This window comes from Sphingomonas sp. LC-1, assembly GCF_025371035.1.
Classification (GTDB): domain Bacteria; phylum Pseudomonadota; class Alphaproteobacteria; order Sphingomonadales; family Sphingomonadaceae; genus Sphingomonas; species Sphingomonas sanguinis_E.
The window spans coordinates 293194-308947 of sequence record NZ_JANZXB010000004.1; the positions used below are offsets into that span (position 1 = coordinate 293194).

Below are 15754 nucleotides of genomic sequence, written 5' to 3' on the forward strand. Positions count from 1 at the left end.
GGTATGTCGCCGCGGCCCATAGCCGAAAGCGGGGCAAAGCGAAAGGGCGGCGCGGATATTGCGGCGCACAAAGCTGGTTGGCGCAAAAAACGTGCGAGCCAATCCCTTGTTCCTCTCCCGCAAGGGAAGGGGGACCAGCGAAGCCGGTGGAGGGGTAACCCCGTTAGCGGTGACACCCCTCCGTCAGCCCTTCGGGCTGCCACCTCCCCTTCCAGGGGAGGAGATTACTTGGCCCTTGGCACCACCTTCAGCGTCCAGTCGGTGTCCGGCCGCAGATATTTGGCCGCCACCGCCTGAATATCGGCGGGCCCGATCGAAACGAAATCCTGCGCCAGACGCTGGGTCGCCTCGACGCGTTGCGGGTCATAGGCCGCCCCCGCCAGGCGCTGCATCCAGAACTGATTGCCCGACGCCATGCGCGCCAGGCGTTGCGCCATGGGCCGCTTGATCCGTTGCAACTCGTCCGCGCCGATCGGATGGGCGGCCAGATCGGCGGCGATGGCACGGGCGGTCGTCAGGAAGAAATCGACCTTGTCGGGCGCGACCATGCCGATCGCGATCATCCGCCCGCCGCCGGGAAGCCCGACGGGCCATTGGCTGGCGACCTGCGGACTATAGCTTGCCCCCGCCTTGGAGCGGAGTTGGTCCATCAGCCGGTCCGAAAAGACCTGCGCCAGCACGTCCAGACGGTTGCGGACGCGGTCGTCCGCCGATCCGCCGCCGGTCGGCCAGACGATCACCGCCGCCGCCTGGTCGGCGGGGCCGGTATGCGTCCGCACGACCGGGGTCGCGACATGGGCGGGGAAGCGAACCGGCGGCACCGGGCCCGTCGCCGTGGGCCGCGCCGGGACCGCACCAAAGCTGTTCGCCACCGCCGCGATCGCCTCGTCCGCCTTCACGTCGCCGAAGATCGAGACTTCGATCGGTCCGCTGGCGAGCAGCGGCGCCCAGAGCGCCTTGAAGGATTCGGGTGTGGTCGCCTGGATCGCCTCGCGCGGGGGCGTGCCCCAACGCGGGTCGCCGTCGCGCAACAGCCGCTCCAGATCATGGCCCAGCACCCCGTCCGGCGAGGAATCGAACCCGTCATAGCCCGCGAGCATCGCCGCCTTGGCACGATTGATCGGCGCGGGGTCCCAGCGCGGCGCGACCAGCTTGGCCGCCATCAGCCGCAGATTGTCGGCATAGTCGCTGGGGGCACTCAGTGCGTTGAAGGCAAAGGCATCGTCGTCGATGTCGAAGTCCATCCCCATGCGACGCCCGGCGGTCAGCCGGTCCAGATCGCCCTGGTCGAACTTGCCGATGCCGCCCGCAACCAGGGCAAGGTCCGCCGCCCAGGCCGCGCTCTCCCGGTCGGCGGGCAAGGCATCATAGCCACGCCCGAACCGCACCCGCAGATAGACGCGCGCAGTCTCGCCGTCATTGGCGAGCAGCAGCAACCGGGTGCCATTGGCGAAGGTGACCTTTTCCAGCCCCAGTTCGGCGATCTTTTCACGCGAGACGACCTTGCCCGGCGGGCCCAGCCGGGGAAGCTGCGCGAAGGTCACCTCCCCCTGGCGACGGCGATGCTCGGCCAGCGGGCGGACATCGGCCTTCAGCGCGGTGGTCAGGCGCGCGACCGCATCGGGCTCCGCCGTGCGGGTATTGACCAGCGCGCGGGTCGCGGTGCCCTGGAATATCCTGCGGGTGGAGGCGAGGATCGTGTCCGGCGTGAACATCTTCTTGTCGATCGCCTGACGCAGGATCTGATAGCTCGTCTCGGGCGCGGTCACGGTTTCGCGAATGTCGAGCGCGCCGACCATGTCGTCGGCCTGCTTCGCCCCGGCCTCCACCCGCGCGGTTTCGACCTGGGTGCGCAGGATCGCGTCGTAATCGGCCAGTTCGCGATCGATCTCGCCTTGTGTCGGCTTACTCGCCATGGCGGAGGCGATGACCGCGCGCACGTCCTTCAGCGCGGCCTCCCAATTGTCGCCGATCGGGACGACATTGACCGTGGTGACATTGGCCGAGCGCGAAACATCGTCGAGCGCGACGCTGGATTGCAGGAAGCTGCCCCCCGCCCGCGCACGGTTTTCCAGGCGACGGCTGATCAGCCGGGCGGCGACCATGTCGACCATCCGCTTCTGGTTGAAGATCGCCGTATCGTCCTGATAATGCCAAGGGCGCAGCACCGCCATCGCGACGACCGGCGGCATGGCCGGTTCGACCAACGCACCCGCCACCGGCGCATCCGCCCTGGGGCTGCCAAAATCGGGCGCGGGCGGCTTGGGGCCGACGCCTTGCCACGCCCCGAAATTCTTGGCGACCAGACGCGCGAACAGCAGCGGATCGAGATCGCCCGAAATGATCACCACGGTATTTTCGGGGCGATACCAGCGGTCGTGAAAGGCGCGCACCGTATCGGGCGTCGCGGCCTCCAACGTCTTGAGCTGACCGATCGGGGAACGCTCGGCCAGTGGCTGCCCGGCGAAGAAGGTTTCGCGCAGCTTGTCCGAATAGCGGACCTGCGGCCCCGGCTGTTCGCGCCGTTCCGCGAGGACCACCGGGCGTTCGGCATTGAGCGCTTCCGCCGTCAGCGACGGAGCGGCCATCATGCCCGCCAGAATCTTCAGGCTTTCGTCCAGCCCCTGCTCGGTCGCGCCGGGCAGGTCGAGCTGATAGACGGTCTGGGTCGGCGTGGTGGACGCGTTGGAGTCCGAGCCGAAGGTCGCGCCCAGCCGCTGCCAGATGCGTTTGGCCTCGCCATCGGGCACATGCTGCGATCCGCGAAAGGACAGATGCTCGATCAGATGGGCAAAGCCGCGCTCCGAATCGCGTTCGTTGAGCGACCCGGCATCGATCCGTACGCGAACCGCCACCTGCCCCGGCGGCACGCCGTTGCGCCGGACGGCATAGCGAAGACCATTGGGCAAGGTACCGAACTTCCACGCCTTGTCCTGCGGCAGATCGGAGTCTTTGTAGAGCCATGCGCTTTGGTCCACGCCCGGAATTGGCGGCAGCGGGGCGAGCGGATCGCGGACCGCCTCCTGCGGCGCGGTCGCCACGGTGGCGGGGACCGGCATCCCCTGCGGGACCGATCGGTCGTCCGGCCTGTTGGTCTGGGGGGGCGTCCCCCCGGAGGCCTGGCCGATGACAGGAAGCGCCAGCCCGAGAAGGACCGGCAGGGCAAGACAGCGCATTGCGCGGGACGGAAACGCCATCCCCCCTCTTACCCTGCGACCCGCCGCTTCGCCAGTCGCCCCTAAATCGCCCCAAATCGCCTTGATCGCGCCGCGCCGCCGGACCGAGCGCCATCATTTGGGCGCACTATGCGACTAGGCCGAGATCACCGATCCAGCGTGACAAGGGCCGCCAAATGCCCGGACGCGGGAGACGGGCCGGGGATGTGCAAAGCGTGATGACCAAGTCGATGAATGCCGGTGCCCGGCGGCGGGCGTCGGACACAATATGGCCGGAATCGGTCAAGCCGGATCATAGCGTGCCATCGCCTGCCCCCATGGCTGTCCGGAGCGATTCGAGGCGAGACGGACAGGTGGCGATGCTGGTTCCCCCGCCCGCCGCCTCGCAGATTCCCGCCGCCGACACAGGCCATAGCTCCCTGCTCCACCGATTCACCCGCCTGTTCGACCCGCTGATCGCCACCCAGTCGCTGGCGTCCAACGATCCGGTGCTCGACGTTCGCGATTTCACCTGGACCGCCGCGCTGCGTCGCGAGTGGGCGGCGATCGCCCGGGAAGCGTTGGCGATTTCGTCCTTCGCCCTGATCCCGCTCTGGCAGCATGGCGAAGCGGTGGAAGAGCATCTGGGGCGATGTCCGCATACCGCCGCCAGCCTTGGCGCGATTCCTGGCCTGTACGACGCGGCCTTCGCCACGCTGACGCCCGGAGCGCATCTGGGCGCACGGCGCGGGGCGACCAAGGGGCTGATCACCTGTCACCTCGGGCTGGCCGTGCCGCGCGACGGCGGGGCGCGGATTCGCATTCGCGATCGCATCCTTCGCTGGGCCGAGGGCGAGACGCTGATCTTCGACGACAGCTTCGATCATGAAATCTGGAACGAGGCCGGCGGGCAGCGAATCGTCCTGCGCATCCGCTTCGCCCGCCCGCTCAAGCGGCCGGGGCAGTGGGTGGCGGGCACGGTGCTGCGGCTGTTGCGCGGGCGGATCTAGGCGAGGCATCATGCCGAGAGGGATTTGAGCGCCTGCGGCCATCCCCGCAAAGGCACAGGTTGCGGCCGGGAAACGCATCCTTTCCGCGCCCGCGCTTGATCCCCGCCGCCGCCCGCGCCACATGAGGGCCATGCTGATCGAGACCGAACTCACGCCCAACCCGGCGACGCTGAAATTCCTGCCCGGCCGCAAGGTGATGGACAGCGGCACCCGCGACTTCGCCTCGCCCGAGGAAGCCGCCGCCAGCCCGCTGGCCGAGGCGATCTTCAACCTGGGCGATGTGACGGGCGTGTTCTTCGGCCGCGACTTCGTCTCGGTGACGATCGCACCGGGCACCGAATGGTCGGATGTGAAGCCCGATGTATTGGGTATCCTGCTCGATCATTTCTCGGCGCAGATGCCGCTGTTCAAACAGGGCGCGGCCGATTTCGCGGTGCCGGGCGAGGAAGAGGCGTTTGCCGACGATCCCGAGGATGCCGACATCGTCGCGCAGATTCGCGAACTGATCGACACGCGCGTTCGGCCCGCAGTGGCGAATGACGGTGGCGACATCGTCTATCGCGGCTTCGACAAGGGCAAGGTCTTCCTCAAGATGCAGGGCGCGTGCGCCGGCTGCCCCTCCTCGACTGCGACGTTGAAGAATGGCATCGAGCAGTTGCTGCGCCATTATGTCCCCGAAGTCACCGAAGTGAGAGCCGTCTGATGAATCCGATCGACGACGCCAGCCTGGACCGGCTGTTCCGTGAGGGCCGGACCTTCAACCATTATCTCGACAAGCCGGTTGGCGAGGACGAGATCCGGGCGCTCTGGGATCTGATGAAGATGCCCCCGACTTCGACCAACCAGAGCCCCGCACGGATGGTCTGGTGCCTGAGCCAGGAGGCGAAGGACAGGCTGGCCGATTGCGCCACCGGCAGCAATCCGGACAAGATCCGCGCCGCCCCCGCCGCCGTGGTCATCGGCATGGACGTGAATTTCCACGAAAACCTGCCGCAGCTTTTCCCGCATGTCGATGCCAAGAGCTGGTTCGACGGCAATACCGAGTTGCGCGAGGCCTCGGCCTTTCGCAACAGCTCGCTTCAGGGCACCTATCTGATCCTGGCCGCGCGCGCGCTGGGGCTGGACACCGGCGCCATGTCGGGCTTCGATCAGGGCGCGGTGGACAAGGCGTTCTTCGCCGATCAGCCGGGCGTGCGGTCCAACTTCATCGCCACCCTGGGCTATGGCGACCGTGAGACCCTGCACCCGCGCAATCCGCGCCTGGCGTTCGAACAAGCCAACCGCATCGTCTGATCCCCATCTTGCTCACGCTGGTCATCGACACCGCCACCGCCGCCTGCTCGGTCGCCCTTCTGGACGGCGCGCGGGTGATCGCCCGCGCGCATGACGTGGTCGGGCGCGGCCATGCCGAAAAGCTGGTGCCGATGATCGCCGGCCTGCCGGACGGCGGGCGGGCGGAACGCATATTGGTCGATTGCGGGCCGGGCAGCTTCACCGGCATTCGCGTCGGCATTGCCGCTGCGCGCGGGTTGGCGCTGGGATGGGGCGTCAAAGCATCGGGCTATCATTCGCTGGCGCTGGTCGCGGCGGCCTTCTTCGCGACCGCCGACGACGATGGCGTCTCGGTCGTGCTGGAAGGTGGACATGGCGAGGTGTTCGTGCAGGCCTTTGCGCGCGACCTGACGCCCCTCACCCCCTTCGCGTCGATGAAGCCCGATGCGGCGCTGGCGTCGCTCGATGGGCGGGCCGCCGTCGGCAACGGCGTTCGCTGGCTGACGGCATTGCAACCCGATCTGCGAGTGACAGAGATGTTGCCCGATGCGGCGGAGGCGTGGCGTTTGCCCGATTCGCTGATCGATCTGCCCCCCCGCCCCGTCTATGGCCGTGCGCCCGACGCCAAGCTGCCCGGCGGGATCACTCCGCCCGGCCTTGCCGCCTGATGGCAAGCATCAGCCTGACACTGCGCGACGGCGATGCGCGCGATGCCGGGGTGATCGAACAGGTCATGGCCGCCGCCTTCGACCCGATCTGGGGAGAGGCCTGGACCCGCGCGCAATTGCTGGGCGTGATGACGATGCCGGGCATCCATCTGCTGATCGCGGAGGCGGGCGGCGAGGCGGCCGGTTTCGCATTGACCCGGTCGGTGATGGACGAGGCGGAGTTGCTGCTGCTCGGGGTCGCACCCGATTATCGCCGCAACGGAATCGCCAGCGCCCTGGTCGAGATGGTCGTCGCCGACTGCGCCGCGCGCGGGGTCGTCACCCTGCATCTGGAGGTCCGCGCGAACAATCCCGCCGTGCTGTTCTACACCGCGCACGGCTTTGCCAAGTGCGGGGAACGGCGCAATTATTACAAGGGCGCAGACGGGCGGCACTATGACGCCCATACCTATACCCGCGCCATCGGCTGACCCGATTACAGTTTCCGGGTTATTGCGAGTCGCTATCCCCTTTTCGCAACAAGCCTTTGCGCGTACATAGGGGGACGAACACCCGGAGTTGAACGTTACCATGGCCCGCAAAATCGATCTCGAAGCGCTGTGCGCACAAAAGGGACTGCGCATCACCGAACAGCGCCGCGTGATCGCCCGCGTCCTGTCGGAGGCGGAGGACCATCCCGATGTGGAAAAGGTCTATGAGCGCGCCGCCAAGATCGATCCAGGCATCTCGATCGCGACCGTCTATCGCACCGTCCGCCTGTTCGAAGAGGCGGGCATCCTCGACCGTCACGATTTCGGCGACGGCCGTGCGCGCTACGAACCCTCGCCCGAGGCGCATCACGACCATCTGATCGATGTCGAGACGGGCCGGGTGATCGAGTTCGTCGACCCGGAACTGGAGCTGCTGCAAAAGGCGATCGCGGAGAAGCTGGGCTTTCGCCTGGTCGATCACCGGATGGAGCTTTACGGCGTCAGCCTCGACCGCAAGGGATGATGGCGGCGATCGCCTCGTCCGAAGTCGACAGCAAAGGCGGCCTGCGTGCAGCGGGTCGCCTTTCGTGCATTATCGGCGCGCTGCTGATCGCACTGACATTGCACGGAATATGGCGCGCGGTCGGGCACCGCTCGCCATGGCCGCGCCGGTTCCTGCGGCGGGTGGCGATCATTCTGGGCGCGGATATTCGGATCGTCGGCCGCCCGCTGACCCGCGATGCGGTGATCGTGGCCAACCATCTCAGCTGGTTCGACATCCTCCTGCTCGCCGGTACGGCGGGCGCGCGCTTCGTCGCGAAGGCGGAAGTGGCGGCGCTGCCACTGATCGGCTGGCTGGCGGGGCTGAACCGCACCCTGTTCGTCGAGCGCGGCGACCGGCTGGGCGTCAGCGATCAGGTGGCGACGATCCGCGCGGCACTGGCCGAGGGACAGCCGCTGGCGATCTTTCCTGAAGGCACGACAGGGGACGACCTTAGCCTCCTGCCCTTCAAGCCCGCATTGTTCGCCGCGCTGGTTCCTCCGATCCCCGGCATCCGGGTGCAACCGGTCAGGATCGACTATGGCGCCGCGTCGGGCGATCTGGCGTGGCTCGGCACCGACCCAGGCGATGCCCATGCCAAGCGCGTGCTGCGCCGGGCGGGGCGGTTCAGGGTGACGCTCCACTATCTCGATCCGTTCGATCCCGCCGACTTTCCCGATCGCAAGGCCATGGCAGCCGAGGCGCGGGCGCGGATCGCCGCGTCCTGACATCGCTCCCCTGAATTTGACCGTCGCCACGAATAGGATGCCGCGATAGGATCAGGTCATTCCTTCGGGGGGTGGACCATGTTCAAGACGATCGTCGTTGCCGCCAGCCTGTTCGCCGCGACCGCGGCCGTTGCACAGACGGGCAATCCCTGTCCGGGCGGCACGCAACCCGCGACGATCCGCCACAGCAAGATCAAGCCCGGCCAATGGGCGACCTTCGCCAAGGCGGTCGCGGCACATAATGGCTGGTATGCCAGCCATAACGAACCGACCCACACGGCCCTAGTCCGCGTCCTGACCAAGGGGGCCAGCGGCCCGGTGGTCAGCGATGCGGAAGCGGTGACCATCACCCGCTATGGCGCGACCAGATCCACCGCGACGCGCGACGCGGCCTATTCGGCCTTTACCGATCTCTATCGCCAGAGCAGCGACATGGCGGACGAAACCCGCGTCTGCCTGCCCGCCTCCCCGTGATCCGTCATCCCGGCGAATGCGGGGATCTCTGACGAACTGGCCGGTCGCCGGAGGCCCAGAGCTTCGCCGGAGCGATGGCGTGGGGCGACAGCCGACGCTGGCGAGGGCGTGTGATTTGCGATAAGGGGCGCGTCATGCCCGCATCCCCCAAGACCTTTCACGTCAAGTCCTTCGGCTGCCAGATGAACGTCTATGACGGCGAGCGCATGGCCGAGTTGATGGCCGCGCAGGGCCTGTCCGCGACCGACGATGCCGCCGCCGCCGATCTGGTGGTGCTGAATACCTGCCACATCCGTGAAAAGGCGACCGAGAAAGTCTATTCGGACATTGGCCGCCTGCGAAAGGATGCGGGCGAACAGGGCCGCAAGCCGATGATCGCGGTGGCCGGTTGCGTCGCACAGGCCGAGGGGGCGGAAATCGTTCGTCGCGCCAAGGTGGACGTGGTGGTCGGCCCGCAAGCCTATCACAATCTGCCCGAACTGGTCGCCAAGGCGGCGGCGGGCGAGGCCGCGCTCGACACCGACATGCCGGTCGAGTCGAAATTCGTCCATTTGCCCGGCCGCCGCAAGGTCGGCCCATCCGCCTTCCTGACCGTGCAGGAAGGATGCGACAAATTCTGCACCTATTGCGTGGTGCCCTATACGCGCGGGGCGGAGGTCAGCCGCTCCTATTCGGCGATCATGGAGGAGGCGCGCGCGCTGGTCGATGCGGGTGCGCGCGAGATCACGCTGCTGGGCCAGAACGTCAATGCCTGGAACGACGCCGACGATCGCGGCCTGCACGGCCTGATCCGCGAGATGGACCGGATTCCGGGGCTGCACCGCATCCGCTACACGACCAGCCATCCCAATGACATGACGCAGGGGCTGATCGACGCGCATCGCGACGTCGAGAGCCTGATGCCCTTCCTCCACCTGCCGGTCCAGTCGGGCAGCGACCGCATCCTGAAGGCGATGAACCGCCAGCATACGCGCGACAGCTATATGCGGGTGATCGACCGCGTGCGCGCGGCGCGGCCCGACATTGCGCTGTCCGGCGATTTCATCGTCGGCTTCCCCGGCGAGACCGAGGCCGAATTCGCCGACACGCTCAGCCTGGTCGATGCGATGGGCCATGCCCAGGCGTTCAGCTTCAAATATTCGCCCCGACCCGGCACGCCCGCCGCGACCATGGCCGATCAAGTGCCCGCCGAAGTCATGGACGACCGGCTTCAGCGGCTTCAGGCCTCGCTCAACCGCGACCAGCACGCCTTCAATGCGAATTCGGTCGGCCGCACCTGCACCGTCCTGATCGAACGGCGCGGCAAGCTGCCCGGCCAGATGCTGGGCAAGTCGCCCTGGCTGCAGTCGGTCCACCTGATCGGCGACCATCAGATCGGCGATCTGGTCGAGGTCGAACTGGTCGCGGCGGGCCCGAACTCCCTAACCGGACAGGCCAAGGTCAAGGCGGCGGCGTAAGCCGTCCCCCTACCTCCGTTCGGGCTGAGCGAAGTCGAAGCCCAAGATGATTGTTCGCGCGGAGGCGCGGAGATGTCTCGCCCGCTGATGCCTCACTCTGCCCTCGCGACCGGAAGACCTTTTCCACGGCGAATGGCTAACAGGCGAAGATCGCGGCTGGATGCGCACTCTCCGCGCCTCCGCGTCTCCGCGCGAACCCAATCTTCCTGATCGCGCAGAGGCGCAGAGAGCGCGGAGGAAGAAGAGGGTCTGCCGATCGCGAGGGAGCGCCCTTCTTCTCTGTGTCCTCCGCGCCTCTGCGCGAAAAACCGTCCCGCCGTCACACCTATGTCATGCAATTTCGCTGGCGTTCCGTGCCCCGCCATCCCATCTTGGTAGGACAACAGACGGTGAAAGGACCGCATGAGCCGCAAGCCCCTCCCCGCCCAGGCCGGTGAACGTAGCCGGGCGGAACTCAGCTTCGACAAGCCGCAAGTGCTGGCGCAGCTGTTCGGCCAATATGACCGCAATCTGGTCGCATTGGAAAATCGATTGGGCGTCTACATCACCGCGCGGGGCAACCGGGTCGGGCTGGAGGGGACCGCCGAACAGGTGGGCTTGGCCCGCGACGTGCTGAACGACCTTTATGCCCGTATCCAGCGCGGCGAAGAGGTGGATACCGGCTTGGTCGACGCCTCGATCGCGATGGCGTCCGAGCCGACGCTCGACGGCATCCTCAGCGCCGAGCGGACGTCCGCCCCGCCGATCATGATCCGCACGCGCAAGAAGACGATCGTCCCGCGCACGCCCGCCCAGGCGCATTATATGAAGCAGCTCGTGTCCAACGACATGATCTTCGCGCTCGGCCCGGCGGGCACCGGCAAGACCTATGTCGCGGTCGCGCAGGCGGTGGCGCAGCTCATCACCGGCTCCGTCCAGCGGCTGATCCTGTCGCGCCCGGCGGTCGAGGCGGGCGAGCGGCTGGGCTTTCTGCCCGGCGACATGAAGGAGAAGGTCGATCCCTATCTCCGTCCGCTCTACGACGCGCTCTACGACTGCCTGCCCGCCGAGCAGGTGGAGCGGCGGATCGCCAGCGGCGAGATCGAGATCGCGCCCATCGCCTTCATGCGCGGCCGGACGCTGGCCGATGCCTTCGTCATCCTCGACGAGGCGCAGAATACCACCCCTGCGCAGATGAAGATGTTCCTGACCCGCTTCGGCCAGAACAGCCGGATGGTGATCTGCGGCGATCCCAACCAGGTCGACTTGCCCGGCGGCGTCGCGGCCTCGGGGCTGGCGGATGCGGTGCGGCGCCTGGAGGGCGTGGAGGGGATCGCGATGAGCCGCTTCACCGCCGCCGACGTGGTGCGCCATCCCATCGTCGGGCGGATCGTCGATGCCTATGAAGGGCCGAACGCCTAACGGCCTCGTCCTTTCGTTGGCGTAACGCCGGAACTGTTGATAGGGGGCGGCGATTTACCGTCCGACCGCCCCCGCCGCCCCCTGAAAGGCCCCGATGATCGAGATTGCGCTGATCCATGAAGAGCCCTGGTCCGGCGACGAGGACCAGTGGACCGCACTCGCCACCCGCGCCGCCCGCGCCGCGATCGAGCGGACGCCGCATGGCCCCTTGCTGACCACGCCCGCGATCATCGAGATTTCGGTCCGTCTGACCAGCGATGACGAGGTCCATTCGCTGAATCGCCAGTATCGGCAGAAGGACAAGCCGACCAACGTCCTGTCCTTCCCGATGGTCCAGCCCGACCTGATCGAGACGGTCACGCAGAATTCGGACGATGGCGAGGTGCTGCTGGGCGACATCGTGCTGGCGTACGGCGTCTGCGTTGCGGAAGCCGAGGAGCGTGGCATTTCACCCGAAACGCACGCGACTCATCTTCTGGTGCATGGCGTGCTGCATCTGCTAGGCTATGACCATATGAACGATGACGAGGCAGAGGCGATGGAGGCGATCGAACGCGACGCGCTGTCCAGCCTCGGCATCGACGACCCCTATCTAGTACGCGAGGACTGACACCCCCCGATGGCCGACGGCCCCAGTAGCAGCACCGGCAACGGTGACTCCAACGAGAACAGTATCTGGCAGGGTCTCAAGACCCTGATCTTCGGCGGCGATCAGGAAGAATCGCTTCGCGACCAGTTGGAAGATGCGATCGACCGGCATGAAGGCGATCCCGGCCCCGATGCCAAGGGCGATCTGACCCCGCTGGAACGGCAGATGGTGCGCAACCTGCTCCATTTCGGTGAGCGCGATGCCGGCGATGTGGGCGTCCCCCGTGCCGACATCACCGCGATCGAGGAGCGGACGACCTTCGACCACCTCGTCCAGATCTTCGCCGAGGCGGGGCATAGCCGCCTGCCCGTCTATCGCGAGACGCTCGACCAGATCATCGGCATGGTTCACATCAAGGATGTGTTCAACATCCTGGCGACCGGCGCCGAGCATCCCGCGAGCATCGACGGGCTGATCCGCGATCCGCTCTATGTGCCGATGTCGCGCGGTGCGCTCGATCTGCTGGCCGATATGCGGCAGAAGCGGGTCCATCTGGCGGTGGTGCTCGACGAATATTCAGGCACTGAGGGCCTGGTCACGATCGAGGATCTGATCGAGGAGATCGTCGGAGAGATTGAGGACGAGCATGACGACGCGCCGCAGGCGCTGCTCGTACCGCTCGACGGCGGCGCCTGGGACGCTGATGCCCGCGTCAGCCTGGAGGAAGTCGGCCGCGCGGTCGATCCGGCGCTGGAAGAGGCCGAGGACGATGTCGACACGCTAGGCGGCCTGACCGCCGTGCTGGCAGGCCAGGTGCCCGAGGTCGGCACCTGCATCGACCATCCCAGCGGCTGGCGGATCGAGGTGACCGAGGCGGACGAGCGCCGCATTCACCGTCTGAGGCTGCATCCGGGGATGGCGGCCGAAGTTGAGTGACCGGCAATGTCCGACCTGTTCGTCCGTGCTCACGAGACGGCAGACCGGCATGCATGCTTTTCGCTTTTCGACGGCAATAGCCCCGACTTCTTTGCCGACGCCAAGCGCAACGATTTCATCGATTTTGCGAACGTCACGCAGGGCAATGGCGGTTTCAGGTTATCGAGCGGGACGGCCGAGTAACGTGCAGCGGCTTTGCTGCTGGGCAGGATGCAATGGTTGCCCATCTATCCAGGTGGGCTTGGTGGCAGGAGACCTGCATCACCAGGGCTTCGGCCGTATACTCACCGAAGCTCAGATAGAGGCACTGCCGAGGCGGGTGTAACTCGCGTTCATCTAAGTACGAGTCAGCCAAGCCAGAACTTTTATACCAGCCCGGATTTTGTCAGCCAGCAGGTCGAGATGGACGGCTATGGTAGCGGGCTGGATCGACTCCATATGGCGAAACCACTCTATCGTGGGCACGCGGCCCGGCAAGTTACGCAGTCGATCACTGTAGGTGCAGTAATACGTTATCGCGATCTCAGCCGGCCTATTATGAGGGAAGGGTATCAAGCGATCGACCAAGTTGCGAGATCGAAGGCGTGAGACAATCTCCCTGACGCTTGCGCTTTCGAAGGCCGCCGGTGCGCTCCCCGTGGCACCGGCGGCCGAAATTCATTCGTCAGGCGGGAATCAGCGTATCTACATTGCGCGCCGCTACCACCCAGCGATAGAATGCCTCGGTCAGGACATAGCGGAAATAGAGGGGCTCGACCCTAGCTGACTTGATACCTCCCAGGCAGACTTTTCCGCGATCCATAATCCGGTAAACATACTGAACCTGCAGCGCTGGTGTATCGCGAGCCTGGAACATCTTGGTCACTTGTTCCGGCTGGCTCATAACGAGGCATTCGGCAATCTGCATTCGCGCCTTGTCGGCAGGGAGCGCCAGGGCCAACCGTGTGGCCTCCCTTGCGTCCAGTCTCTTTTGAACCTCCTTGTCCGCTACCTCTGCCATCGTAAGAGTCGCATCGGGTGCGAAATGCGCCACGGCGCCCTCGATGATGGCTCCGCGATCATAATAGCTGCGGCAAATCGGCAGACGATCATTCCCTATAACAGCCCGGCAATAAGAGTAGCCGGGCGATTCGGGCGGCGGCTGCTGCGCACCGGGGTAACAGGCCACATTTATACGAATGAATCGATCCAACGAATATTCATGCTGTGGACTATTGGGTCGCCCATCGACCACTTGGCGCAGGGTATCAGTAGGCGTGAACTTGACACAACGTTGGAAAATCTTGGACTGGTCATCGACTTGGGCGACAGCCAAAGTATTACCCTGCTTCTTAATCCCTGGGGGAGGGGGGGCTTTTTCATCCGGCAGACGTTCTCCCTCGACGACGACCTCCTGCCCGGCCGCGTGCTGAGCGTGAACAATCGATGCACCAGACATCAAAATCAGCGTTACCACCAGCGTGAACGATCTAAACATGCGCTTACCCCCTGAAATATCCGGTCCCTGCTCCATCTTTCCGAATCACCTTACGGATCGATGATTTTCCAGAACACCTCGAAATATTTAAGTTTTACTCGCGATAACGCCGCTTATCCTAAGATCTTTGCCGATCCAATCTGACAGAAACATGAACGGCTATTCATCGCGCAAAAAAACGCGGCGTGCATGGCGTTCACGCTTCCCCCCGCTCGCGCCAAGGCCTAGTTTCGTCCCATGCGCAAACATGTCCTGATCCTGCTCGGCATCCTCATCCTGGTCGGCGTGGCCGTCTTCGCCTGGCTCGCCTGGCCCGATACCGCACGGTTGAGCGTCGATCAGGTCGCGGGCCGCCAGCCGACGATCCAGGCTCCGCGTGAGCAGGTCATCCCGACCGTCAACATCGCCAAGCCGGTGGGCTGGGCGAACGGGGCGAAGCCGACGGTGGCGCAGGGGCTGACCATCCGGTCCTTCGCCACCGGACTCGATCATCCGCGCTGGCTGTACGAGCTGCCCAATGGCGATTTGCTGGTGGCCGAGACCAACTCGCCGCCGCGCCCCAATGCCGGGATCGTGCAACGGGTGATGAACTTCTTCCTCGGTCGGGCGGGCGCGGCGGTGCCGTCGGCCAACCGGATCACCCTGCTGCGCGACACCAATGGCGACGGGGTCGCGGACCTGAAGACGCCGTTCATGACCGGGCTCAATTCGCCGTTCGGCATGGTGTTGTTCGACGGGCAACTATACGTCGCCGATACCGATGCTCTGGTCCGTGTCCCCTATCGCGACGGCGAGACGAAGATTTCCGTGAGCCCCGAAAAGGTCGTACCGCTCAATCCGGCGGGCAATCACTGGGCGCGCAACGTCATCGCATCGGGCGATGGGCGGACGCTGTTCGTCTCGGTCGGCTCATCGAGCAATGTCGCCGAGAACGGCATGGACGCGGAGAAATACCGCGCCGCCATCCTGCAGGTCTGGCCCAAGGACAAGAATTGGCGCATCTATGCGGCGGGTCTCCGCAACCCGACCGGCATGGCGATCAATCCCGGCAACGACCGCTTGTGGACCGTCGTCAACGAGCGGGACATGCTAGGCTCGGATCTGGCGCCCGACTATCTGACCCAGGTCGAGTTCGGCGATCACTTCGGCTGGCCCTGGTACTATTGGGGCGGCTATCCCGACACGCGGGTCGAGCCTTCCAATCCCCCGCTTCAGCAATATGTGAAGCGCCCCGATTATGCGCTGGGACCGCATGTCGCGGCGCTGGGCCTGACCTTCTCGAAGGGCGCCAGGCTGGGCGACCGGTTCGCCAAGGGTGCGTTCATCGGCGAGCATGGCTCGTGGAACCGCAAGCCTGCCTCGGGCTACAAGGTGGTATTCGTGCCGTTCGGTGCGAACAACTTCCCCGTGGCCAATGCCAAGCCGGTCGAGGTGGTCGGCGGCTTCCTCAACGCCAAGGGCGAGGCGCAGGGCCGGCCGGTCGGCGTGATCGTCGACAAGACCGGCGGCCTGCTGGTCGCGGACGATGTCGGCAATGTCGTGTGGAAGGTCAGCGCGGCACGGTAATTGGGGGGGG

16 protein-coding genes are annotated in these 15754 nt (G+C 65.8%); 14 read left to right on the forward strand and 2 right to left on the reverse strand.

Annotated elements, in window-relative coordinates; all coding sequences use genetic code 11:
* Positions 1 to 224: 224 nt before the first annotated feature.
* Complete coding sequence (locus NZL82_RS08475) at positions 225 to 3176, reverse strand: pitrilysin family protein (RefSeq protein ID WP_261269315.1); 2952 nt, start codon at positions 3174 to 3176, stop codon at positions 225 to 227.
* A gap of 359 nt (positions 3177 to 3535) precedes the next feature.
* On the opposite strand from NZL82_RS08475, the gene NZL82_RS08480 reads away from it, so the two are divergent.
* The 13 genes from NZL82_RS08480 to NZL82_RS08540 all read left to right on the forward strand — a co-directional run bounded on the left by NZL82_RS08480 (position 3536) and on the right by NZL82_RS08540 (position 12884).
* Positions 3536 to 4165, forward strand: coding sequence for an aspartyl/asparaginyl beta-hydroxylase domain-containing protein (locus NZL82_RS08480; protein WP_261269316.1), 630 nt, complete (start codon positions 3536 to 3538; stop codon positions 4163 to 4165).
* 130 nt (positions 4166 to 4295) lie between these two features.
* Positions 4296 to 4868, forward strand: coding sequence for a NifU family protein (locus NZL82_RS08485; protein ID WP_261269317.1), 573 nt, complete (start codon positions 4296 to 4298; stop codon positions 4866 to 4868).
* Positions 4868 to 5458, forward strand: a complete 591-nt coding sequence (locus NZL82_RS08490; protein WP_261269318.1) for a malonic semialdehyde reductase — start codon at positions 4868 to 4870, stop codon at positions 5456 to 5458. The genes NZL82_RS08485 and NZL82_RS08490 overlap by 1 nt, the downstream gene beginning before the upstream one ends.
* Before the next feature lie 8 nt (positions 5459 to 5466).
* A complete protein-coding gene (gene tsaB, locus NZL82_RS08495; RefSeq protein ID WP_261269319.1) occupies positions 5467 to 6105 on the forward strand; it encodes a tRNA (adenosine(37)-N6)-threonylcarbamoyltransferase complex dimerization subunit type 1 TsaB in 639 nt (212 codons plus the stop codon).
* Positions 6105 to 6575 (forward strand): GNAT family N-acetyltransferase, encoded by a 471-nt coding sequence (locus NZL82_RS08500; protein ID WP_261269320.1) that lies wholly within the window; start codon positions 6105 to 6107, stop codon positions 6573 to 6575. The genes tsaB and NZL82_RS08500 overlap by 1 nt, the downstream gene beginning before the upstream one ends.
* 100 nt (positions 6576 to 6675) lie before the next feature.
* Positions 6676 to 7098 (forward strand): Fur family transcriptional regulator, encoded by a 423-nt coding sequence (locus tag NZL82_RS08505; protein WP_261269321.1) that lies wholly within the window; start codon positions 6676 to 6678, stop codon positions 7096 to 7098.
* A complete protein-coding gene (locus NZL82_RS08510; RefSeq protein ID WP_261269322.1) occupies positions 7098 to 7844 on the forward strand; it encodes a 1-acyl-sn-glycerol-3-phosphate acyltransferase in 747 nt (248 codons plus the stop codon). Before NZL82_RS08505 ends, NZL82_RS08510 begins: the two co-directional genes overlap by 1 nt.
* A 78-nt stretch (positions 7845 to 7922) precedes the next feature.
* A complete protein-coding gene (locus NZL82_RS08515) occupies positions 7923 to 8318 on the forward strand; it encodes a hypothetical protein (RefSeq protein WP_261269323.1) in 396 nt (131 codons plus the stop codon).
* Positions 8319 to 8452: 134 nt separating this feature from the next.
* A complete protein-coding gene (miaB, locus tag NZL82_RS08520) occupies positions 8453 to 9775 on the forward strand; it encodes a tRNA (N6-isopentenyl adenosine(37)-C2)-methylthiotransferase MiaB (RefSeq protein ID WP_261269324.1) in 1323 nt (440 codons plus the stop codon).
* A gap of 402 nt (positions 9776 to 10177) precedes the next feature.
* A complete protein-coding gene (locus NZL82_RS08525) occupies positions 10178 to 11176 on the forward strand; it encodes a PhoH family protein (protein ID WP_261269325.1) in 999 nt (332 codons plus the stop codon).
* 94 nt (positions 11177 to 11270) lie between these two features.
* Complete coding sequence (ybeY, locus tag NZL82_RS08530) at positions 11271 to 11786, forward strand: rRNA maturation RNase YbeY (protein ID WP_261269326.1); 516 nt, start codon at positions 11271 to 11273, stop codon at positions 11784 to 11786.
* A gap of 9 nt (positions 11787 to 11795) precedes the next feature.
* Positions 11796 to 12701, forward strand: coding sequence for a hemolysin family protein (locus tag NZL82_RS08535; protein ID WP_261269327.1), 906 nt, complete (start codon positions 11796 to 11798; stop codon positions 12699 to 12701).
* Between the two features lie 6 nt (positions 12702 to 12707).
* Entirely contained in the window at positions 12708 to 12884 is a 177-nt protein-coding gene (locus NZL82_RS08540; RefSeq protein WP_261269328.1) for a hypothetical protein, read from the forward strand.
* A 481-nt stretch (positions 12885 to 13365) separates the two neighbouring features.
* On the opposite strand, the gene NZL82_RS08545 is transcribed toward NZL82_RS08540, so the two are convergent.
* On the reverse strand, positions 13366 to 14214 hold the full coding sequence (locus NZL82_RS08545) for a hypothetical protein (RefSeq protein ID WP_261269329.1): 849 nt from the start codon (positions 14212 to 14214) through the stop codon (positions 13366 to 13368).
* Positions 14215 to 14415: 201 nt separating this feature from the next.
* Here NZL82_RS08545 and NZL82_RS08550 point away from each other — a divergent pair, with 201 nt between their 5' ends.
* Positions 14416 to 15744, forward strand: coding sequence for a sorbosone dehydrogenase family protein (locus tag NZL82_RS08550; RefSeq protein WP_261269330.1), 1329 nt, complete (start codon positions 14416 to 14418; stop codon positions 15742 to 15744).
* The last annotated feature ends 10 nt before the right edge of the window (positions 15745 to 15754 follow it).